The organism is Pseudobacillus badius, from assembly GCF_002189605.1.
In the GTDB taxonomy this organism is placed as follows: Bacteria; Bacillota; Bacilli; order Bacillales; family Domibacillaceae; genus Pseudobacillus; species Pseudobacillus badius.
Genome location: NZ_MWMM01000023.1, coordinates 1 through 21,038, shown reverse-complemented (window position 1 = coordinate 21,038; position 21,038 = coordinate 1). Strand labels below are relative to the sequence as shown.

The following is a 21,038-nucleotide window of genomic DNA, read 5'->3' as shown; positions in this document are numbered from 1 at the left end:
ATGAGAGGGAAAGAACTGTTGACCCCTGACCAGCGAAATATGTTTATGTCTATTCCTGACGATATGACTGAACATGATATGGAAATGCACTATACTTTTACCTCAGAAGATCTTGCATTTATTAATAAGCATCGAAGAGACCATAATCGCTTAGGAATTGCCTTACAGCTTGCTGTCCTTCGGTATCCGGGTTGGACTTTATTTCAGATTAAAGACATTCCCAGCCAACTACTCGATTATATTGCAAAACAAATTGATGTCTCCCCTCAAGAATATACACAGTATGCAAAACGAGTCGCAACCCGCAATGAACACTTAGAGGAACTTCGGCAACATTATTACTTTCAAAATTTTTCCTTTCGGACATACCGAATAATTGCACAACATATTCTTCAGTGCGCTCTTGAGAACGGGAATACAGATTACCTTATTCGCTCCACAATTGAAGAATTACGAAGACAAAAAGTAATTTTGCCAGCCATGACAACGATAGAAAGGATTGTGTGGGAGGCACGTCAACGAGCAGAAGAGCGAATTTTCAAATCAATTGTCTCTACACTAATTGAAGATCAAAAACCACAGTTAGATAATTTACTTAATATAAGTTCAACATATTCAAAAACTCCCCTTGCTTGGTTGCGAGAAGTTCCCGGCCAATCTTCTCCAGATGCTTTTTTAAAGGTTATAAAACGTCTTCAGGTCATACGATCTTTACAACTAAATGTGGATATTAAAGAAATTCATCCAAACAGGATCTTGCAGTTAGCACGCTTAGGTTCCAAATATGAGCCACGTTCATTCCGTAGGTTCAAAGGGAATAAAAAATTTGCACTTTTAATTTTACATCTCCTGCAACTTAGTCAAAATCTTGTCGATCATGCATTTGAGATACACGATAGGCAAATTACCTTATTGTTGTCAAAGGGGCGCAAAGCTCAAGAAGAGATTCAGAAGCTAAATGGAAAATCAGTAAATGAAAAGGTTATTCATTTTGCAGATTTAGGTACAGCATTGATCCGAGCAAGAGAACAGGGAAAAGACCCATTTGAAGCATTAGAGGCTATTATGCCTTGGGAGGACTTCGTGAACTCTATAGAAGAGGCGAAGCAATTGTCGCGCCCAATGGATTACGATTACTTAGACTTACTAAAATATCGCTTTAACTATTTACGTAAATATACTCCAACATTGTTGGAATCCTTAGAATTTACTTCTACAAAATCAGGGGAGCCATTGCTTCGAGCTATCAAAACCATTAAAGATATGAACAGACACAACAAACGAAAGGTTCCAGAAGGAGCGCCTTTGGACTTTGTTTCTAATCGCTGGCAAAAACATGTTTATGATGATGATGGGAATGTTAATCGCCAATATTATGAGATGGCTGTGCTAACCGAGTTACGGAATCTTGTACGCTCAGGTAACGTTTCTATTAAAGGAAGTCGCCAGCATCAGAATTTTGAAAATTATTTAGTAACGAAAGAAACGTGGGAGCAAAACAAACATCTTAATGTACTTACCGCACCTCCTTCTGTTGATGAATACTTAACAGAGAAAATAAATGCATTACATAATCGACTTGAATGGATTAAAGCTAATATCACAGAATTAGATGGGGTTAATTTTGAAGACGGACGGCTACATGTCCATCGTTTGGAGAAAAACGTCCCAGAAACAGCACGAGAATATAGTTTATCTCTATATCAGCTAATACCACGTGTGAAATTAACTGATTTGCTTATGGAAGTGGCAAGTTGGACAGGATTCGAAAAGCAGCTTCTTCATGCTTCAACGCTACATCCTCCAAAAGAAGAGGAAAAGCCAGCGATTATGGCGGCCATCATGGCAATGGGAACAAACATTGGTCTTACCAAAATGGCGGAAGCTACACAAGAAGTTTCTTACAGGCAAATGTCAACAGCCTCGCAGTGGCGTTTATATGAAGATGCCATGAATAAAGCACAAGCAGTTCTGGTAAATTTCCAGCATCAGTTGAGCTTGTCGTCGTATTGGGGAGATGGTACAACTTCTTCTTCAGATGGAATGCGTGTTCAAGTAGGAGTTTCATCCTTACACGCTGATGCAAATCCACATTATGGAACGGGTAAAGGTACAACCATTTATCGCTTTGTCAGTGACCAATTTTCTAGCTTCTATACGAAAGTGATTAACACAAACGCAAGAGATGCTGTTCATGTCATAGATGGTCTATTACATCATGAGACCGATTTGCATATTGAAGAACATTATACGGACACAGCTGGTTATACGGATCAAGTATTCGGACTAACTAATTTGTTAGGATTTCGGTTTGCTCCAAGACTACGAGACCTTGCAGATTCGAAACTTTATTCATTTAAAAAGCCAGACCAATATCCTGAAATGGAAAAATTGCTGCGTGGAAGAATTAACACCAAGATCATTCAGGAAAATTATGATGATGTATTAAGGTTGGCACACTCCATTCGTGAAGGAACGGTCTCTGCTTCACTCATCATGAGAAAACTAGGTTCTTATTCTCGTCAAAATAGCCTTGCAACAACCTTAAGAGAAATGGGACGTATAGATAAAACCTTGTTTATATTAGATTATATTTCTAGCGAAACATTGCGTCGTCGAATTCAACGTGGATTAAATAAAGGCGAAGCGATGAATGCATTAGCACGAGCTATTTTCTTTGGGAAACATGGGGAACTTAGAGAAAGGGCATTACAAGATCAATTACAGCGTGCCAGCGCCTTAAACCTCATTATAAATGCTATTAGTATTTGGAATACCGTGTATCTATCACAAGCAATTGAACATATGAAAGCGACAGGAAAATATAAAGAGGAATTACTTCCTCATATATCTCCTTTGGGATGGGAACACGTTAACTTCTTAGGTGAGTATTCATTTAAACCCGAGATTTCAGGCTCTATACATTCCCTACGCTCACTTAGAATATAAATAAAACCCTGATTTTTCTCCTTAGCGTAGAAAAATCAGGGTTTTCACTTCCAAAAAATGTCTTAACGTATAATATCTGCGTTTTGTCGGCAGGACCCCAACTTCTCCATTACTTCAATATTTGCAGAACCATATGAGCCAACTCGTCGTACATAAGCGATGCGATAGTTTGGAAGTGTTTCGACTTTAAATTTCATAGATTCTCTCTTCCCTTCTTCATTTATATTTGTTTGGTACATTTTGAATGTAGCATGCTTTAAAATTATTTACATTTGAATTTTTAAAATATTATTGTCCAGAAAATCACGAGTTTTGTTACAAGGGAATAAGAGGAATTCTATTCTAAATTAAATCAGTGTTCAAAATTTTTTATAAAGATACAGTTCATTTTTATCTTTCATTCAATTATTCACTTGAATATTGGTGAATAAAAAGGGTATACTATATTCAAGTAAATAATTGAATGAGAACGGAGAGAGAAAATGATCAAGAAAGATACTTGTGAGATTTATTGTTATGACGAAGAAAAGGTCAATCGAATACAAAACGATTTACAAACAGTTGATATTGTTAGTGTTACCCAAATTTTAAAATCTATCGCTGATGAAAATAGAGCGAAAATTACCTATGCTTTGTGTCAAGATGAAGAATTATGTGTATGTGATATAGCAAATATTATCGGTTCAACAGTTGCAAATGCTTCTAACCACTTACGAAAACTTCATAAGCAAGGAGTTGTGAAGTTTAGAAAAGAAGGAAAACTCGCGTTTTATTCGTTAGATGATGAAAATATCAAGCAGATAATGATGATTGCATTAGCACATAAAAAAGAGGTGAAGGTCAATGTCTGAGCAGCAATCAAAATTATCTGAACAAGAAATGAAAACATATCGTGTTCAAGGATTCACTTGTATAAACTGTGCATCCATTTTTGAAAATAATGTTAAAGAACTCCCTGGAGTTCAGGATGCGAAAGTAAACTTTGGAGCATCTAAAGTTTATGTTAAAGGAAATACAACGATTGAAGAACTAGAAAAAGCAGGAGCATTTGAAAATTTAAAAATTCGGAATGAAAAAGAACAGAGAGTAGAACGTGAACCTTTCTGGAAGCAAAAAGAAAACATTAAAGTATATATTTCAGCGTTATTACTTGTGATTAGTTGGTTTTTAGGGGAGCAATACGGAGAAGAGCATATTCTTCCGACAACTGGTTATGCAGCATCCATTTTAATTGGTGGATATTCGCTATTTATTAAAGGTCTTAAAAATTTAAGCAGATTAAATTTCGATATGAATACGTTGATGACTATTGCCATTCTAGGAGCTGCAGTAATTGGTGAATGGGGTGAAGGAGCAACCGTTGTTATTCTCTTTGCTGTCAGTGAAGCCTTAGAGCGTTATTCAATGGATAAAGCTCGCCAATCCATTGAATCATTGATGGATATTGCTCCAAAAGAAGCGTTAATTCGCCGTGGAAATGCAGAAATGACGGTTCATGTTGAAGATATTAAAGTTGGCGATATTATGATTGTAAAGCCTGGTCAAAAATTGGCGATGGATGGAACTGTAATTAAAGGTACATCTACGTTAAATCAAGCTGCCATTACAGGGGAAAGTGTTCCAGTAAATAAAACAGTTGATGATGAAGTCTTTGCAGGAACTTTAAATGAAGAAGGGTTGCTTGAAGTTAAAGTAACAAAACGAGTGGAAGATACCACTCTTTCAAAAATCATTCATCTGGTCGAAGAAGCTCAAGCAGAACGAGCACCCTCTCAAGCGTTCGTTGATAAATTTGCGAAATACTATACACCAGCTATTATCATCTTGGCTCTTTTAATCGCTGTTGTTCCGCCATTGCTATTTGGTGGTGATTGGAGTGAATGGATTTATCAAGGTTTAGCTGTATTAGTGGTTGGCTGTCCGTGTGCTTTAGTTGTTTCAACGCCAGTGGCTGTTGTTACTGCAATAGGAAATGCTGCAAAAAATGGTGTTTTAATTAAAGGTGGTATTCATTTAGAACAAGCAGGAGCCCTTAAAGCCATTGCTTTTGATAAAACAGGAACATTAACAAAAGGTATTCCTGCTGTAACAGACATCGTAACGTATAGTGGGAATGAAAATGAATTGATGACTATAACAGCAGCCATTGAAAAAGGTTCGCAACATCCACTTGCTTCAGCGATTATACGAAAAGCAGAAGAAAATGAATTAAATTTTAATGGTGTGACGATTGAAGAATTCCAATCTATTACTGGTAAAGGCGTAAAAGCCAAAGTAAATAATGTTATGTATTATGTAGGAAGTCCAAATTTGTTTGAAGAATTGCATCAATCGATTGAAAGTGATAGAAAACAAAAGATTACTGAAATGCAAACCCAAGGAAAAACTGTAATGGTGTTAGGAACCGAAGAAGAAATCCTTTCATTAATTGCCGTAGCAGATGAAATGAGAGAATCTTCAAAAGAAGTGATCAGTAAATTGAACAATATAGGAATTGAAACAGTGATGCTGACAGGCGATAACAAACGAACTGCCACAGCCATTGGAAAACAAGTCGGTGTTTCTGATATTAAAGCTGATTTATTACCAGAAGATAAGCTGAATTTCATTAAAAAACTTCGTTCAAAGCATCAAAATGTAGCAATGGTTGGGGATGGCGTGAATGATGCGCCAGCGCTTGCGGCTTCCACGGTTGGTGTGGCGATGGGTGGTGCTGGGACTGATACAGCACTAGAAACAGCTGATATTGCCTTAATGTCTGATGATTTAAGTAAATTGCCATATACCATCAAATTGAGCCGTAAGGCTTTAGTGATCATCAAGCAAAACATTACCTTCTCTTTAGCGATTAAATTAGTCGCATTATTGTTGGTTATGCCTGGTTGGTTAACGCTATGGATAGCGATATTTGCCGATATGGGAGCAACATTACTTGTAACACTAAACAGTTTAAGGTTATTGAAAGTTAAAGAATAAAAATTTAAATCTGAACTAAGCACCTTTTGTGGAATAAGGCGAATTGAAACTTTATTTTAAAATTAAATGCTTAATTATTAACTCCATTTTGATCAATCTTTTTTCAAAATGGGGTTTTTGTATTTGTTGATAAATAAGGTTTAATGACATTTTTTAATCAATCTTTATTACAAAACTACACCCTTTTCATAAATTGATGTGCAAAATAACACTTGAAATATACGCAAATTATCGGTCAAAGTTACAACGTGTCAGTTCGACTAGCCAAAATCCTTCAAGACAATTTCAGCAATTAAACGAAATCGGTATGGATATTATTTTTGAAGAAAAAGTTTCTGGGGCAGCAAAGGATCGCGAGCAACTTCAAAAAATGTTAGAGGATTTACAGGAAGGAGACATTATTTATGTTACAGACTTAACTCGGATCACTCGGAGTACGCAGAACTTATTTGAATTGATTGATTTAATACGCAGGAAAAAGGCAAGCTTAAAATCACTCAAGGATACATGGCTAGATTTATCAGAGGATAATCCATACAGCCAATTCTTAATTACAGTAATGGCTGGTGTGAACCAATTAGAACGAGATCTTATCCGTATGCGTCAACGAGAAGGGATTGAGCTGGCTAAGAAAGAAGGGAAGTTTAAGGGTCGTTTAAAGAAATATCATAAAAATCACGCAGGAATGAAATATGCAGTAAAACTATATAAAGAAGGCGGTATGACTGTAAATCAAATTTGCGAAATTACTAATGTGTCTAGGGCTTCATTATATAGAAGGCTATCGGAAGGAAACAAATAGTTTGTCCTGATTCTATCAAAAGGTTTATTTTTTGATACCAACATTTTTAGGCATGAAATGTCGGCAATTATTATCTATTTTGTTTTAAAGTAAATATTGAAAGGGAGTAAACTTATGGATTGGCTAGAAAGAATGAACAATGCGTTAAACTACATTGAAAATAGCTTGAATGAAGAAATAGACTACAAAGAGATTGCAAAAGCAGCTAATTGTTCTGAGTTTCATTTTTCAAGAATGTTCTCTTCAATCTCAGGTATATCGCTATCAGAATATATTAGACGTAGACGGTTAACACTCGCAGCATTTGAAATTCAAAAAAGTGATATTCGGATCATTGATGTGGCAATTAAATATGGTTATGTTTCTTCTGATACTTTCTCACGTGCTTTTCAAAAAATGCATGGAGTAACCCCTTCCAATGCTCGTAATAGAGGGGTACAGTTAAAAGCCTTTCCCAGAATTTCCTTTCAAATTTCTATTAAAGGAGATACCGAGATGGAGTACAGAATTGAAAACCTTGATTTTGAATTAAGAATTGTTGGAAAAAGTAAGCCAGTAAAAACAAGCAGAGCATTTAAAACAATCCCTACGCTTTGGAACACTGCGAAAAAAGATGGATTTATGCAAGAACTAGTAGATATGTCATGGGAAAATCCAAAATGCACGCTTGAAAGCCTTCTGGGGGTTTGCGGAAAAGAAGCTGCCATAACAGATGAACAATTTTCCTATTTCATGGGCGTAAGATACGATGGGGAATCCCCAGAAAATATGGAGACGCTTATTATTCCCGCAAGTACATGGGCAGTTTTTCCGAACATAGTGGATGCATGGAAACGTTTATATTCCGAGTGGGTCCCTACCTCCGAGTATGAACTTGCAAATTTACCGTGTATAGAATGTTATTACGGTCCGAAGCATAAACCAAGACACGAACTCTGGGTCCCTGTTATCCCGAAGTAAATTACATATTCAGTAATAGAATGCTGTTTATGGAGTAACGAAAAAAGAGCCTAATTTCTCAATTTAGGTGATGGGAAATCAGGCTTTTTATATTGGAAATTCCTTATCGTTGTAAATCCGCATTTTCCTGACGCTACCCCAGTTAAGAAATAAAAAAGCCGTTCCTATTAACCAGGAGCGGCTTTTTTGCACCTCAAAGCTCTTATTTCCTTGAGTACAACATATCATCAACAGCTAAGCCAACGTTTTTGGCTATTTCTAAAACGTTATCATAACCACCGGTATAACTGCCCATAGGCTCTCTTGATTCTGGCATATTGTGATTCCATAAAAACCACTGAACCATATAAGGTGCGTAAGTAAGCGAGCAAACATCCACTCGTAAACCCGCATATTCTGCATCTTTTATAAGCCCTTTTTCTTCAAATCGATTCAAAATATTCATTATTCTCTTGTCACGATTGCTAAATTTACCTTTGGTCAAAAAGGTTTCGTCCGGCAGCACGATAAGGAGCTGATGTTGCATGTGGTTAAATTGTTGAGCCACACGAATATATTTACGAACTTTCGCTTCCAGTTGCCATATCGGCTCGGTCCCTGTATCAAGTTCAAGGTTTGTAACTCTATCTACTTTTTCTCCATGAACATCTATTCCTCGGAACCGTAAAATCCAATCAGGCTTCGCTAAAAAAAATTGAGTAGATGAGGTTTGTAAATGAGACGGCGCAGAGGAGCGCCTTCTATAACGTTTTGTAAATCCATACCCACTTATACTACGCTTTGTTGCTTTGGGAACATGGATGATATAAGGAGATTTGCTGTAATGATAAGAAAAGATGCCTTTCTTGCTAACTCCAACCAGCATATTAATGTGCAAAAGAAATCTGATAATAACTTCCTTTGTAGCAAAGTAATGATAATGGTTACTCTTGCCCATAAAGGAGTAAATCTGTTTTTTGTTGTATTCTGCGCCCAGCGCTTTCTTTTCGATTAGCAAATCAATTCCTTTACTTCCTATCGACACATATTTAAAATGATCTCCTTCAAAGCCCTCTTTGAATTGCCCAGAACGGATTAGCTTAAACTTCTCCATTTTACGTAGACGATTTTTGAAAGCATAAGGTGTAATTTCATATCTAAGCAACCAGCGACAATAATCATAGTATTGAGATACAGTAAGCGCTCTTTGCATTTCTAAAAAACGTAATCCATTAAATTCTTGATAGCTTAACTCAATACGTTCGCGTCCTTTTCGAATAACCATTTTCTCGGTCATAATTCTTTCTCCTTTTCTCATCCGTTTTTCCGTATATAGTCAGCGTTCAAAAAGTATGTGTTTCTCCCTCCACTCCTCTAGGTAATGCACTTTACGAAGTAATCAACTATTTCTCAGATGAAAAGTGCATTACCTCAAGCTGTATAAACTTAATTACTTTGGAGGAAAAACAGAAAAGGTCTCATTAATGAAACCTTTTCTTCAAATTGATTCGTGTAAATATTATGACGAGAAGCTAGCCATTTTCTAAGTCCTTTTTTCAGAAAAAAACTAAAAAATTTAAATGTCCAGGAATTCGTCATAAAACCACGATCATTTTTATAGGTATAGGGAACTTTTGATATTCATATCTTGTACAGTCCGTAAAAACGTATTGGAGGATGAAAACGTATGAAACTTACACTCGAAGAAAACTTACCCAATCTGATACAAGGAGCGGTGAATAAACTTTCAATAGAAACCGATTACGTGTCCAAGGAATCGGCTAATGACATCGTACTCACAGGAAAGTTCATAATAACAAGGGAAATAAAAACAAAAAATAGAGTAACTGAGATCAAGGATCGTATCCCTGTAGAAATCACTATCCCAAAAAAGAAGCTTATTAAGAAAACAGCAGAAACATCCCTTCACTTAAAAGAATATCGATTCGGATTCGAAGGAGATTGTACTTTATTTGAAGTGGAAGCGGAAATCACTAATGTTGCGGATGATATTCCTGAAACACTTGAGATAGAGGATATATTTGAAAAACCGCCGAAAAAGCGGCCAAATATTGTTATGAAATAATTACAAAATCGATTGCTTAAAGGAAAGGCTTTAAGAGATTTCAAAATCGAGTTTCAAGACGAAATTTTCTTTAAAGACGCCAGTAGGATGCCGGCGTCTTTTTACATGTCAAAAAAGTCTTCGCTCTTCTTAGTTGGATCCACCTCTCTAATAGCCTTCATCACCTTCTGGATTGTAGTCAATTTTGGCGAATATCCTTTTGTCTCGTTTATTAGCTTGTTAACAGTGTTGCGGTTTAATCCCGCCTTCTCCGCCAGCCACGTAGCGGTCATTCCCCTCTTCTCCAAAAATCTTCCCAGCTTTGTTTTGTATGGCTTTCCTAATCCGAAAAAAGAAAACATCTTTGATCCGCTCCTTGCCCTTTATTGGAATATGTCTCCATTCATTTCCAAGTGACCACCAAAATATACAGATTTGATTATTAAAGTAGTCATAATGGACAAGTAGGCTCTCGTAGGCTTTACCAGAGAAAGAAATTCCGGACCGTTTGCCAAACACTTTTCCTTCTCAGGTGCCGGCTGAACTTGGCCGCTCTTACAAAGCGTTCCTCTAAACGTTCCGCTACACCAATCCTTGAGAAATACCGGAGCGGAAAGGAGAACGGCCGCCGAAAATCCTTAGTTAGCACGGGATTAAACGATATATTTGATACCGCTGGTTCGGGACTATTATTGCAGAATAAAAAGAATTGAGGAGGTGTCATGTTTTTTGAAATTGCTTCATCAATCGTGATGGGAGGAGTTGTTGGATATACTTTTCTTCTTCAGTCAGGAAGCACGAATGATGCAGCCAAAATTCAACGAATTGCTGTTAATGCCGGATTAGTCGTTAAGGAGAAAAAAGAAACTCGGACGATCCAGTTATTACGAAAGACATCTTATGCATGGGGAACGGAGTACGCTTACCGGATCCCGCTCGGTTTAAGCTTTTCTGATTTTCAGAAGAAACAAGACCATCTTCAGGACGGGTTAAACAACAAACGAAGCCTCGTAGATATCTCGTTGAAAGACTTAAAAACAATTGACTGGAGGAGTAGCGTACTGGAACAGATCAGGCAGATCTTGGCCAAGAAGAAAACGCAGAAGGAAATTTTCCTATCGTATGATGGGGTCTTAAAAATAAAAGTGTACAACGAGCCGCTAGTTACTAACTTTGGAGCAGATGAATCTCTGTTTGACGAAAACAAGGGTTGGGAAGTCGTTGTTGGCATGAGCAGAACCGGTAAAACCATCCACGATTTTGAAAGAAGGCCCCACATGATTGCAGCTGGAGCAACGGGATATGGGAAATCGGAATTTATTAAGTTGCTCATCACTGCTTTAACGTATAATCAGCCGGAAAACGTTCGTTTTAACCTGATTGATTTAAAAGGAGGACTGGAATTAGGTCGATTTAAAGATATGAAGCAGGTTACCGAGTTCGGTAGGAATCCTAGTGAAGCAAAGGACATCTTGAAGAAAATACAGAAGGATATGAATCAGACCTTAGATGATCTGTTTGAAAAAGGCTTTAAAGATGTAAAAGAAGCCGGTCAGAAAGAACGCATTTTTGTTGTTATCGATGAAGCAGCGGATATAGCAGACGACAAAGCCTGTATGGCGATCGTAACGGATATAGCAAGACGTGGCAGGGCAGCAGGATACCGCTTAATTTATGCGACCCAGTACCCGACGAACGAAACACTTCCTAGCCAGGTAAGGGCCAATATCGGAGCAAGAATGTGTTTCAGGCTCGAAACAGGGGCGCAGAGTCGGGCTGTTCTTGATGAAGAAGGAGCAGAGAAGCTGCCAGAAATAGAAGGAAGAGCGATCTTTCGGCGGGTAAAAAATGAAATCGTGCAAACTCCTTACATTCAAAGGGAGAGTATAGAAAGGGTTATCCAGCCTCATATCGTGATCAAATCAAGAGAGGATGATTCCAATGGAGAGAAGCCTGCAACGGGAGCAGAGAGAGGAAGCGGTACTCTTATCGTTGAAGAAATTGGACTTTCTTAGCCGCTCACAGCTACAGACATTACATGGATTGGGCAGTGATCGAAATGCTAGGAAAGTGCTGCAGAACATGGAGGAATACCTTTCTTCTTTTCGTGACGGAGAAAAAATCTATTACTTAAACAAAGCAGGCCGAGAACGCGTCCAATGCCGAAAAATACGGAAAAAGACGGTTCAAGCCCGTCATTACATCATGCGGAATGATTTATATATAGCGTTCGGCAATCCGTTCTCCTGGAAGAACGAGGTGAAATTCGGTATTGAGGATGTAACTTTTGTGATAGCAGATGCAGTATTTGAGAGGGATGGAGTTTACCATGCAGTAGAGGTGGATCACACACAAAAAATGAGTAAAAACCGAACTAAAATTGAAAAATACCGCAAATTGAGCAAAGTAACGCCATTCAAACTGATCTGGATCACCACGACAGATTACAGGCGGAAACAACTGCTGAAAATGTGTGAGGGGCTGGATGTAACGGTGTTTACTGCAGCTGACTTTCATTAAACTTACTAAAAGGAGTGATGGGGTATGTTATTTACTAGGAGAGTGCAAACAGTCGGTCCTATCAAAGAGTTTGTAAATGCGGATAGTTTCAGTCAAATACGGAAAGAGATTAAAAAAATCAACAAAAAAACAGCTGCTCACGGGATTAAAGCGTCTCTCACCACGCTTGCAACCGGAGCAACTGCCATTAGTATTACAAACATCCTGTATACTAATCATGCTTATGCGCAGGGGCCTGTAGAATATGTTAAAGGAAAGGCGTCAGAACGAATCGTTGAAGCATTTATGCCTCTGGTGGATATGATCCAAGCGCTGTCTTATCCGATTGCCCTGGTTATGCTCACTGCAGGTGCGCTAATGTTTATGATCAACCAAAAAGACCGAGGGATTAGCATGATTCAGAATGCATCAATTGGGTACATTTTTGTGCAGATGATGCCGATCTTTATGCAACTAATTGTAGAGGTGGGAATTTCCGTAGCGGTACCATAACCTTCAACAGTGTATGGACGGGTCAAGTTAACCCGTCTTTTTTATTTTCCCAACAAGCGGGACCAGAAGCCTTTTTTCTCTTCTTCCTTTGCGGCAGCGGCTGTTTGCAACATTTCTTTTTTTGCTTCCTGAGACGCTTTCAGCGACTCCATTAAAACTTTGTCACGTTCTTCAAGGCGTTCTTTTATATAAAGATTAGTCGATTGCAATTCTTTTTGAGTTTTTTGTAATTCCAGTTTCAGTTCTTCATTATACTTTTGTTGCTCTCGCATAAAAGTTTCCTGGGTTTCAATATGATTCAACAACCTGTTAATGACATCCTCAGAACGTATAAGAGAACGCTGGTTGATAACAGCAGGAGTGTTTTCTTGTTCTTCATCATCAAGAACGGGTGGCGTTCTAGTTTCAGACGCTTCTTCTTTATATCTTGATGCAATAACCTTTGCCGCGTTCTCTAATGAAAAGTTTTCTCCTTGAACTAACTTTTGGAAGTATCTCAAGGCGACTAAGTCTTTCTCTACAAACAAGCGCCTTTGATTATCCGTTCTTGCAAATTGATACCCTTTTTCTTCGAGAGCAAGACACCATTTTCTTAAAGTGCTGCTTCCAATGTCGAGAGTCAAACTTATTTCCTTTGTGGTATATGCCTTTTCATACTCACTCATTTAATGGCCGCCTTTCTAAATCGTTCTTGCTAACGTTCTTGTGTTCTAAAGAAAAAGCATGGATGAAAATCAAGATCAACGATATGCTCAGCAAACACTCGCTTTTCTTTATTAATTATCCGTTACACAAGCGTTCTCCTTCTTTAAGTGCTACAATTTATTCCTTTGTCCTGCAAGGGAGTCCGCTTACAAGAAGCTAACGTAGGTACTGCTTTATGACAGATCCGACACACGCAAAAAAGAGTCCTTTAAGGACTCTTTTCCTAACGATCGTGTCAGTAGCTGAACTTCAACTACTTCATGCGCGCTTTTTCTATCAGTTTTCGAATCTTCTCTCTAGGAATATCTACTTGATCAGATTTCGAGTATATATCTAGAAGGTACACCTCATTATTTTCAGTTATCAAATATTCGATGACTCTAAAACCACCCGATAAGCCTTTTCGGGCGCTCGTATTTCTCATCCTTTTTTTAAAGACCTTGTTTCCGTCTTTTACAACGTGCTGTACGTCTTCACCCAAATCGCCTTTAATTTCAACTTCATCAAGAAATACCTCAAAATCATCATCAATCTTCGGATATCTCTTTTTAAGTTTCTTATACCGTGCTTCGAATGCTGGAGTAGTGATAGCTGTATATTTGGACATTACTGATTACTTTTTGCGAGATTCTTTTAAGAAATCCCTAGCCGATTTTTTAGGCAGCTTTCCAGCTTGCATCATTTCTACCTCTTTTAGCGCTTTGGAAACGTGGTGATTGCTGAAGTTAGAACGGATTTTAACGATTGACTCTGTAGCCATTTCAACATCCTCCTTCTTACACATAACGACCACAACCTTTTCTCAAAAAAGTAGTAGTCAGTGTATGCATCCTTTATAAAAATTATACCAACAATCCAGAAGAGGCGCCATAGGGCAGCTGTAATTCGCCGGGAGTTAATATTTACCCGTTTGTTGCGGGAAGAAAACTTTTCCCAACATAAGATCAATTTCGTTGCATTAAAAACCCTTCAGGTTTGTGAAGTCTGAAGGGTTCTTAATTGGTTCTGGCTATTTATTCTTTACTCTACAACTTCAAAAGGAGCAGCAAGTCCCTCATGAACGGCGCGATATTCACCCGGAGTAAGTTCATACTCTAATTCATCTATGTGAATATCAAATGTATGTGACTTGCCTGGAGGAAGATACCTTAACACCTCTGAGAAGGCTGGCTCCTTGTAAGGAAATTCGTACCAAGTTCCGTCTACATTTTTTTCTAGAAAAATACCGTGACTACTTTTAACTTTGGAATCACTTTCATTTTTGTTAACAACCGTAATTTTATCGGTAGAAGTAGTGTACTCATTTTTATTAGCTGATAATGTAACACCGTCCTTCTCGCTAGGCATCTCTTGAATTTCCGCTTTTTTAGTTAAATTTTCACCTTGATTCTGACATCCAGCTAATATTAAAAAGAAAAGTGCAATACAAGGAATCAATTTACTCTTCATATCATTCACTCCTAAAAAATTATTTTTTAAATCAAAAGTAATATGTTTCTCTTTAAAGATATCATAATAACCATTACTAAAAAATAAACAGAAATACCCTTAAATGTCTTTAAATATAATTTTTTCCTTAAATTCATTACTATAGTAATGGTTTATATGTTAGAATTGTAAATGATTGTATATATAACTAGATTTAGGAAGGGGATATGAATGAAAAAAGTAGCTGCTTTAACATTTGCACTTAGTCTAACATTCATAGGTCTTGGTACTACTAATGCCTATGCTAAACAAACGGAGGAGCAACTGGCTGAAAAGCAAAGTAAGTTGATTGAAAAGTTTGACAAAGAATTATCTAAAATGAACTTAGATTATGAAAGTTTGCAAGACATCGGTGGAGTATATTTTGATGAAGATGTTATGACAATTCAAATCGATGAGACACCTACTAAAGGTCAACAAGTCATGTCTAAACAAGACCAACAAAGATTAGAAAAACTGAAAAAAATAAGTGAGAAAATCGCAGAAACTTCTCCAAATGAATTTGAAGTAAAAACAGTTTCAAAAAGTTATTCTGAATTAGTAGAATTACAAAAACAGATTGGAAATCAAGCCGAGACAATGGGATTAGACAATTTCGTGATTGATTTGAGTACAAAGCAAAGTAAATTAATATTGAGAATTGCCGACTTATCCAACGAAGATAAACAGACTCTACATAGTATGTATGGTTCAGATTTAAAGATCGAGATTGATAAAAATACTGAGAAGGAACACAAGAGCAAAAATGAGGGTTATAAATCTAGAAAATCCGATTGGAATTCTCAGGGAGCAGGAATCGGTATTGGTACGAGTGCAGGTTCTTGTTCAACCGCAGGAGTCGCTATAAAAGGCTCAAATTTATGGGTAATGACTGCCGGACATTGTAATGATGGCTCTAATAACATGTTTTATCAATGGGGTAGCAGATTTGGTACTACTCATCTAGATGCTACGGCCAGTGACTATGACTTTCTTTTGGTAAAAGAAAATGGTTCTACTTTGAAAAGATACGCTTCGAACGGCTTGTATGGAACTATAGGAGACACTTCTACCGGTTATGACGGACAATTGACAGGCTCTTTCTTTCAAGCAGAAGGACTTAGAGTTTGTAAAGTTGGTATAACAACTAATAGAACATGTGGCGTAGTGGATGTGGCTAGAAGACAAGCTAGGTTTGGAACAGGTTTAGTAACATCTGTCGTTAAGGGAGATGGATCAGCTTTATCTGCTGAGGGAGATAGTGGTGGTGCTTGGTTCACTCGAAGTCAACCATTTCGCTTAGTAGGTATTCATCAAGGCGGTAATAAGAAGCTATCCAATGATTATTCTAGCGTTTCTTATTTCACACCTTGGGGAGAAGTTGCTGAAAAATATGGCCTTCAATTATATAGGTCATCAACTCCAACTGCAATGAATTAGTAAGATATTATATTCCTGAATGAAACATAAAGGGTATTTTGTCGTATTGAAAACGCTCCAGATTTCAAAATCTGGGGCGTTTTTTGTTTATTATTCTTTGCTATTTATTTCTTTAATAAGTTCATCCAGATACCATTTATCCATTTCATTTACTAAATCTTTAAGAGTCCCAGGTTCGTTTACACTTTGCATAACCAACAACTCGCCGTTTTCAGTATCAGTGAGGTACCATGTGTCAATCAGATAACCGTCTGGCAGTTTCTCTGCGCTAATTCCTCCTGTTTTATAAGAAACATGGGTAATATTTCGTTTTTCAAGGTCTAGTGGAATCTTAATTTCCTCTTTATTAACTTCTTCAATATCTATTCTAGAGAAAAGCTGTTCAGGAGAAAGCTGCTGTTGAGTTAACGTAGGTTCCTTTAGAGGCTGTGATTGCCTTAAGTCAGCTTTCAGCGCTGCTGTTTTTTATTTTCAGCAGCATAGGAATTCAAGTGATAGGCTCCAAAGGAAGCCACTCCAGTAAAGATTGCTGCACCAATCACAGAGGAGATTAATTTTTTATTCAATATTTAAATAATCTTTTCTTTTCTTTTATTTATTAATTCCTTTTATTCCACTCATTACCTATACTGCTAATCTTCATCTCTTATTAAAAGCACCAATATAACTATCCATCTTTATCTCTCGTACAATCTCCTACAGTAAAGTAAGAAACAAACTTCAAATAACATTTCAACATAACATAAACTATGTTGAATTAATGGTAGTGGTGGTGGTACAATAACAACAACAATTCAACATAGTTTAAAAAATCGTACATATATTTAATTCAACATAGTTTATAGAGGGGTGAGTGAAATGTTAAAAGCGTTTGAATATTATCTGACTGAAGACGGGAAGAGCGAAAATACAGTGAAAAGTTACATGCAATCAGTGAGCTGCTTTCTTGGGGTAGTACCAGCGAAGCTGTCACCACCCGCAATAAGAAAATGTCAAGATTTTTTAAGTTTAATACTTCCAACACACTTACCCCCGTCCTGTTTTGCAGGATGGGGGTAAATAAAGTTGTAAAATTCTTTAATAAGGAATGCCTTACCAATAAAGGCATTTAAAATATTAATTTTCTCTATTAATCGCGCCTGATTGCTAAATATCAGACAGAAACATCTTACGAGTCAGGCTAATAAATTCATTTAAAGGCGGTGTCATCCATTTATCCTTATGCCAAGCAATTTGGGTATAAAGTGGAGATGAGGAAGACTTCCACGGTAATTCCTTCAATCGTCCTTCTTTAATATCCTTTTTCACTACCATTTCGGGTAGTAGCGCCACTCCTAATCCTGCAATTACACATTGTTTAATGGCCTCTATACTAGCAAATTCTATTTTATCTAGTGGGTATATTCCAAAAGAATTTAAGGATTCTTCGAACATATTTCGATAAGAGCATCCAGCTTCTGTAAGTAAAAGAGTTTCGTGCTTCAGATCATCTATTGAAAACGCTGATTTAGGTTGGCTTGGTGTGATAACTAGTTTTAACTCCTCTTTAATAAGTTGCTCTACTATTAAAGATCCTTCAGGCTTCCTTTCATCCATAATAAAGGCAACATCTAATAATCCTTCCATAAGATGCTTTCTCGCCATTTCGTCAGAATTTGCTGGTTTAAATACTAGCTTTACTTTTGGAAATGCAGCTTTGAACTCTTTGAGAATTGGTGGTAATCGATAGGTACATTGACTCTCCTGAGCCCCTATCGTTAGAGTACCGGTTAGTTCTTCTTCCCCGTTTGCAGCCGTAATTGCTTCTTCACTTAAATTAATCATTTTTTCAGCATATCTTTTAAATTGATGTCCGGCTTCTGTTAAAATCAGTCGTTTTCCTAAACGCTCAAATAAGGGTTTACCAATCTCATCTTCAAGGGCTTTAATTTGAGCCGTAACACTTGATTGTGCAAAATTCAACAATTTCGCCGTCTGTGTAAAATTTAAATTTTCTGCGGCATGCTTAAAAGTAATCAATTGTTTAATTTCCATTTTATCAGCCTCTTCAAATCGTTTTTTTCGATTTATCCAATCGGAATAATCGTCTGTATCGATTTAACAACTTATTATAAGATATATATACTCGAGAAACAATAGCAGAAAACTACATGGTAAAGGAGATAAGCAAAATGACAATTGCAGTTATTTACGGTGGTAGCCGTCCAAACGGAAATACAGAATCCTTAACAAAGGTAGCGATTCAAGGTTTAGATGTAGAAGAAGTATATCTGAAGGATTATTTCATTGAACCTATAATCGATAAGCGACATGCAGAGGAAGGCTTTCCCGAAGTCGATGATGATTATAACTCCATCATTAATCGTATTCTTCCGCATGATATTCTTATTTTTTCTACCCCGATTTATTGGTATAGCATGACAGGAACAATGAAGAATTTTATTGATCGATGGTCACAAACCTTAAGAGACCCAAATTATCCTGATTTCAAGGCTGTAATGTCTTCTAAAAAAGCATATGTCATTGCTGTGGGTGGAGATCAGCCATATATGAAAGGTCTACCAATGATTCAACAGTTTCAACATATCTTTGACTTTGTAGGGACAACTTTTGAAGGATATATTATTGGAGAAGGAAACAGACCAGATGATATTTCACAGGACTTGAAAGCACTGTCTGCAGCGGAACAGTTAAGAAGAAAATTACAATAATATTCCAATTCGCAAGAGATACAAGGAGGATTGGAGTTTATGAGCCAACAGACATTGGCAAATATGGTATTGATAGTTATAAATGCTTTTTGGGGGCTATCATATGTTTTTATGAAGTTAGGGCTTGGTTCACTCCAAGCCTTCAACATTGTTGGGCTTAGATTTTTACTTGCTTTTTTAATAGCAGGAATTCTATTTTACAAACGTTTAATGTTAGTTACTAAAAAAGTGATTATTTCTTCCTTTATGTTAGGAACATTATTGTTTGGTGTTTTCACCTTTGTCACTTTTGGTGTCAGTATGACATCAGCCTCTAATGCGGGATTCCTTGTAAGTCTTACCGTTATATTCGTGCCGTTAATCAATTGTTTATTAGTTCGCCGTTTACCTTCTTGGCAGATTTTTATTGGTTTAATATTTATTTTAACAGGCATTGGTTTATTGACAATAAAAAATTCATTAACAATAAACTATGGCGATCTTTTATGTATCATAGGTGCACTGTTGTATGCGATATTCATTATTTTAACAGGAAAACTAACAAAGGAAGATGATCCTTTGACACTTGGTATATTACAATTAGGTGTTGCGGGTCTATTAGCGATGGCCTTCAGTATCTTATTTGAAAATCCATCTTTACCATCTACATTAAACTCTTGGATTGCTATTTTAGGGCTTGGGATACTTTGCAGCGCAGTGGGATTTATTTGCCAAACGATTGCACAAAAATATACGACCCCTACACATACCGGGTTAATTTTTGCACTTGAACCAATTTTTGCAGCCTTGTTTGCGGTTCTATTTTTAAAGGAAGTTTTTACGTTAAAAGATATTATGGGGTGTAGTATCGTTATACTGGGCATTTTAATTGCACAAGTAGATATGGGATCATTATCTAAATTGAAATATAAAAATGTATATGAGGGTAGTGGAAAAGGTTTGATTACTCGAAAATAAATCACTATTAATTGGCGACACGGAAAATCATGGACTGAACAAGCACCCTTAGCAACTTTACTACTTTTTTATAAAGGTAGTATTTGTTATGCAAGTGATGTAACAAAAACGACCATTTCTGTTACATGGTGTGAAAAGTAATATTTTGTCTACTAAACAATTATATATTACGTAACAAAAATATGTAACAAAATCATTTGTAACAATATTAATTATTTAATAGTTTTGGTACAATTAGGCTGAAAGGGGAGGATGCAAATGAAATTTGGTTACATGCGAGTTTCTACCATTGATCAAAATTTGGATCGCCAAAAAAAGCAACTTGAAGAATTTGGGTGCGAACGGATTTTTTTTGAAAAAGTAACAGGAACGAAACGGGATCGGCCAGAGATGAACCGTATGCTGGAGTTTCTTCGACCAGAAGACACCGTTGTTGTAACGGATTTAACTCGTTTATCCCGTTCCACGAAAGATCTGATTGAGATTACAGAACTGATTGCCCAAAAAGGGGCCCATTTAAAAAGTTTAAAAGAGTCTTGGCTGGACACAACAACGGCTCACGGAAAAATGTTGTTTACTATTTTTGCTGGAATTGCACAATTTGAGAGAGATCTCACTTCCGAACGAACAAAGGAAGGTATTTTAGCTGCAAAAAAACGAGGGAAATTTCCTGGAAGGCCAAAAGCAGACGAGGAAAAGATCAATTATGCTTTATATCTCATAGATCAGGGGATGAGCCGGACAGATGCTGCTGAAAAGGCTGGTATCTCCCGTATGACTCTATATCGTAAGCTGCAAAGGGAGGAAAAAAGTTGAAAAGGAATTGGGAATTAGATGAACTAATTGATCACTTTATCCTCATGCCTGATGAACAAGAGTTGATTCAACTAAAAAGAGGAAACACAAAACTTGGGTTTGCTCTGACTTTCCGCATGTCTAATTTTTACAATTAGGAATTTAAGAAGGAGTCCATTTTCTTTTCTCGAATACAAATGATAAATCATGATACGTTTTT

At 37.0% G+C, this 21,038-nt stretch carries 21 protein-coding genes and 1 pseudogene; 14 read left to right on the top strand and 8 right to left on the bottom strand.

Translation table 11 applies throughout. From position 1 onward, the window contains the following. Positions 1-2,949, top strand: a complete 2,949-nt coding sequence (locus B1A98_RS18785) for a Tn3 family transposase (RefSeq protein ID WP_063384316.1) — start codon at positions 1-3, stop codon at positions 2,947-2,949. Between the two features lie 98 nt (positions 2,950-3,047). On the opposite strand, the pseudogene B1A98_RS20825 reads toward B1A98_RS18785, so the two are convergent. Continuing rightward, a pseudogene (locus B1A98_RS20825) lies at positions 3,048-3,146 on the bottom strand (DNA gyrase inhibitor); the annotation flags it as partial. A 285-nt stretch (positions 3,147-3,431) separates the two neighbouring features. Between B1A98_RS20825 and B1A98_RS18775 the strand changes: the two are divergent. From B1A98_RS18775 to B1A98_RS18760, 4 genes are all read left to right on the top strand, one after another. Next, positions 3,432-3,800, top strand: a complete 369-nt coding sequence (locus tag B1A98_RS18775; protein ID WP_041114488.1) for an ArsR/SmtB family transcription factor — start codon at positions 3,432-3,434, stop codon at positions 3,798-3,800. Next, positions 3,793-5,925, top strand: coding sequence for a heavy metal translocating P-type ATPase (locus B1A98_RS18770; protein ID WP_063384317.1), 2,133 nt, complete (start codon positions 3,793-3,795; stop codon positions 5,923-5,925). Before B1A98_RS18775 ends, B1A98_RS18770 begins: the two co-directional genes overlap by 8 nt. Before the next feature lie 196 nt (positions 5,926-6,121). After that, on the top strand, positions 6,122-6,727 hold the full coding sequence (locus B1A98_RS18765) for a recombinase family protein (protein WP_063384318.1): 606 nt from the start codon (positions 6,122-6,124) through the stop codon (positions 6,725-6,727). 114 nt (positions 6,728-6,841) lie between these two features. After that, positions 6,842-7,687: an AraC family transcriptional regulator gene (locus tag B1A98_RS18760; RefSeq protein ID WP_010731423.1), complete on the top strand. Its 846-nt coding sequence runs from the start codon at positions 6,842-6,844 to the stop codon at positions 7,685-7,687. Between the two features lie 202 nt (positions 7,688-7,889). On the opposite strand, the gene B1A98_RS18755 is transcribed toward B1A98_RS18760, so the two are convergent. After that, the gene (locus tag B1A98_RS18755; RefSeq protein WP_063384319.1) at positions 7,890-8,963 is read right to left on the bottom strand and encodes a replication-relaxation family protein; all 1,074 of its coding nucleotides are present in this window, start codon (positions 8,961-8,963) and stop codon (positions 7,890-7,892) included. Positions 8,964-9,353: 390 nt separating this feature from the next. Here B1A98_RS18755 and B1A98_RS18750 point away from each other — a divergent pair, with 390 nt between their 5' ends. Further along, a complete protein-coding gene (locus B1A98_RS18750) occupies positions 9,354-9,752 on the top strand; it encodes a hypothetical protein (RefSeq protein ID WP_063384320.1) in 399 nt (132 codons plus the stop codon). A gap of 101 nt (positions 9,753-9,853) precedes the next feature. On the opposite strand, the gene B1A98_RS18745 is transcribed toward B1A98_RS18750, so the two are convergent. Beyond that, positions 9,854-10,093, bottom strand: coding sequence for a helix-turn-helix domain-containing protein (locus B1A98_RS18745; RefSeq protein WP_041114583.1), 240 nt, complete (start codon positions 10,091-10,093; stop codon positions 9,854-9,856). A 360-nt stretch (positions 10,094-10,453) separates the two neighbouring features. On the opposite strand from B1A98_RS18745, the gene B1A98_RS18740 reads away from it, so the two are divergent. The 3 genes from B1A98_RS18740 to B1A98_RS18730 are packed head-to-tail and all read left to right on the top strand — an operon-like array spanning position 10,454 to position 12,743. Further along, positions 10,454-11,746 carry an FtsK/SpoIIIE domain-containing protein gene (locus tag B1A98_RS18740; protein ID WP_063384321.1) on the top strand — a complete coding sequence of 431 codons (1,293 nt, stop codon included), beginning with the start codon at positions 10,454-10,456 and terminating at the stop codon, positions 11,744-11,746. Then, positions 11,673-12,251: a replication-relaxation family protein gene (locus B1A98_RS18735; RefSeq protein ID WP_082821679.1), complete on the top strand. Its 579-nt coding sequence runs from the start codon at positions 11,673-11,675 to the stop codon at positions 12,249-12,251. Before B1A98_RS18740 ends, B1A98_RS18735 begins: the two co-directional genes overlap by 74 nt. A gap of 24 nt (positions 12,252-12,275) precedes the next feature. Beyond that, the gene (locus tag B1A98_RS18730; RefSeq protein WP_063384322.1) at positions 12,276-12,743 is read left to right on the top strand and encodes a hypothetical protein; all 468 of its coding nucleotides are present in this window, start codon (positions 12,276-12,278) and stop codon (positions 12,741-12,743) included. Positions 12,744-12,784: 41 nt separating this feature from the next. Here the strand turns inward: B1A98_RS18730 and B1A98_RS18725 are convergent, their stop codons facing one another. The 4 genes from B1A98_RS18725 to B1A98_RS18715 form a co-directional block, all read right to left on the bottom strand. After that, the gene (locus tag B1A98_RS18725) at positions 12,785-13,408 is read right to left on the bottom strand and encodes a MerR family transcriptional regulator (protein ID WP_063384323.1); all 624 of its coding nucleotides are present in this window, start codon (positions 13,406-13,408) and stop codon (positions 12,785-12,787) included. A gap of 293 nt (positions 13,409-13,701) precedes the next feature. Continuing rightward, on the bottom strand, positions 13,702-14,055 hold the full coding sequence (locus tag B1A98_RS18720; protein WP_041114499.1) for a hypothetical protein: 354 nt from the start codon (positions 14,053-14,055) through the stop codon (positions 13,702-13,704). 6 nt (positions 14,056-14,061) lie between these two features. After that, entirely contained in the window at positions 14,062-14,208 is a 147-nt protein-coding gene (locus tag B1A98_RS20630; RefSeq protein ID WP_156141531.1) for a hypothetical protein, read from the bottom strand. A 260-nt stretch (positions 14,209-14,468) separates the two neighbouring features. Continuing rightward, positions 14,469-14,897: an immunoglobulin-like domain-containing protein gene (locus tag B1A98_RS18715; protein ID WP_041114498.1), complete on the bottom strand. Its 429-nt coding sequence runs from the start codon at positions 14,895-14,897 to the stop codon at positions 14,469-14,471. Positions 14,898-15,107: 210 nt separating this feature from the next. Between B1A98_RS18715 and B1A98_RS18710 the strand changes: the two genes are divergently transcribed. Beyond that, on the top strand, positions 15,108-16,355 hold the full coding sequence (locus B1A98_RS18710; RefSeq protein ID WP_041114497.1) for a S1 family peptidase: 1,248 nt from the start codon (positions 15,108-15,110) through the stop codon (positions 16,353-16,355). A 1,146-nt stretch (positions 16,356-17,501) separates the two neighbouring features. On the opposite strand, the gene B1A98_RS18705 is transcribed toward B1A98_RS18710, so the two are convergent. Further along, positions 17,502-18,389, bottom strand: coding sequence for a LysR family transcriptional regulator (locus tag B1A98_RS18705; RefSeq protein ID WP_063384324.1), 888 nt, complete (start codon positions 18,387-18,389; stop codon positions 17,502-17,504). A 137-nt stretch (positions 18,390-18,526) separates the two neighbouring features. On the opposite strand from B1A98_RS18705, the gene B1A98_RS18700 reads away from it, so the two are divergent. The 4 genes from B1A98_RS18700 (at position 18,527) to B1A98_RS20290 (ending at position 20,976) form a co-directional block, all read left to right on the top strand. Continuing rightward, positions 18,527-19,066: a flavodoxin family protein gene (locus tag B1A98_RS18700; RefSeq protein WP_063384325.1), complete on the top strand. Its 540-nt coding sequence runs from the start codon at positions 18,527-18,529 to the stop codon at positions 19,064-19,066. Between the two features lie 39 nt (positions 19,067-19,105). Then, complete coding sequence (locus tag B1A98_RS18695; protein WP_063384326.1) at positions 19,106-20,023, top strand: DMT family transporter; 918 nt, start codon at positions 19,106-19,108, stop codon at positions 20,021-20,023. Between the two features lie 258 nt (positions 20,024-20,281). After that, the gene (locus tag B1A98_RS18690; RefSeq protein ID WP_063384327.1) at positions 20,282-20,839 is read left to right on the top strand and encodes a recombinase family protein; all 558 of its coding nucleotides are present in this window, start codon (positions 20,282-20,284) and stop codon (positions 20,837-20,839) included. Beyond that, the gene (locus B1A98_RS20290; RefSeq protein ID WP_139032153.1) at positions 20,836-20,976 is read left to right on the top strand and encodes a DUF4158 domain-containing protein; all 141 of its coding nucleotides are present in this window, start codon (positions 20,836-20,838) and stop codon (positions 20,974-20,976) included. The genes B1A98_RS18690 and B1A98_RS20290 overlap by 4 nt, the downstream gene beginning before the upstream one ends. Positions 20,977-21,038 lie beyond the last annotated feature (62 nt).

Coding starts and splice junctions, on each gene's coding strand:
- B1A98_RS18785 (WP_063384316.1), top strand. CDS start 1: ATGAGAGGGAAAGAACTGTTGACCCCTGACCAGCGAAATATGTTTATG.
- B1A98_RS18775 (WP_041114488.1), top strand. CDS start 3,432: ATGATCAAGAAAGATACTTGTGAGATTTATTGTTATGACGAAGAAAAG.
- B1A98_RS18770 (WP_063384317.1), top strand. CDS start 3,793: ATGTCTGAGCAGCAATCAAAATTATCTGAACAAGAAATGAAAACATAT.
- B1A98_RS18765 (WP_063384318.1), top strand. CDS start 6,122: ATGTGCAAAATAACACTTGAAATATACGCAAATTATCGGTCAAAGTTA.
- B1A98_RS18760 (WP_010731423.1), top strand. CDS start 6,842: ATGGATTGGCTAGAAAGAATGAACAATGCGTTAAACTACATTGAAAAT.
- B1A98_RS18755 (WP_063384319.1), bottom strand. CDS start 8,963: ATGACCGAGAAAATGGTTATTCGAAAAGGACGCGAACGTATTGAGTTA.
- B1A98_RS18750 (WP_063384320.1), top strand. CDS start 9,354: ATGAAACTTACACTCGAAGAAAACTTACCCAATCTGATACAAGGAGCG.
- B1A98_RS18745 (WP_041114583.1), bottom strand. CDS start 10,093: ATGTTTTCTTTTTTCGGATTAGGAAAGCCATACAAAACAAAGCTGGGA.
- B1A98_RS18740 (WP_063384321.1), top strand. CDS start 10,454: ATGTTTTTTGAAATTGCTTCATCAATCGTGATGGGAGGAGTTGTTGGA.
- B1A98_RS18735 (WP_082821679.1), top strand. CDS start 11,673: ATGGAGAGAAGCCTGCAACGGGAGCAGAGAGAGGAAGCGGTACTCTTA.
- B1A98_RS18730 (WP_063384322.1), top strand. CDS start 12,276: ATGTTATTTACTAGGAGAGTGCAAACAGTCGGTCCTATCAAAGAGTTT.
- B1A98_RS18725 (WP_063384323.1), bottom strand. CDS start 13,408: ATGAGTGAGTATGAAAAGGCATATACCACAAAGGAAATAAGTTTGACT.
- B1A98_RS18720 (WP_041114499.1), bottom strand. CDS start 14,055: ATGTCCAAATATACAGCTATCACTACTCCAGCATTCGAAGCACGGTAT.
- B1A98_RS20630 (WP_156141531.1), bottom strand. CDS start 14,208: ATGGCTACAGAGTCAATCGTTAAAATCCGTTCTAACTTCAGCAATCAC.
- B1A98_RS18715 (WP_041114498.1), bottom strand. CDS start 14,897: ATGAAGAGTAAATTGATTCCTTGTATTGCACTTTTCTTTTTAATATTA.
- B1A98_RS18710 (WP_041114497.1), top strand. CDS start 15,108: ATGAAAAAAGTAGCTGCTTTAACATTTGCACTTAGTCTAACATTCATA.
- B1A98_RS18705 (WP_063384324.1), bottom strand. CDS start 18,389: ATGGAAATTAAACAATTGATTACTTTTAAGCATGCCGCAGAAAATTTA.
- B1A98_RS18700 (WP_063384325.1), top strand. CDS start 18,527: ATGACAATTGCAGTTATTTACGGTGGTAGCCGTCCAAACGGAAATACA.
- B1A98_RS18695 (WP_063384326.1), top strand. CDS start 19,106: ATGAGCCAACAGACATTGGCAAATATGGTATTGATAGTTATAAATGCT.
- B1A98_RS18690 (WP_063384327.1), top strand. CDS start 20,282: ATGAAATTTGGTTACATGCGAGTTTCTACCATTGATCAAAATTTGGAT.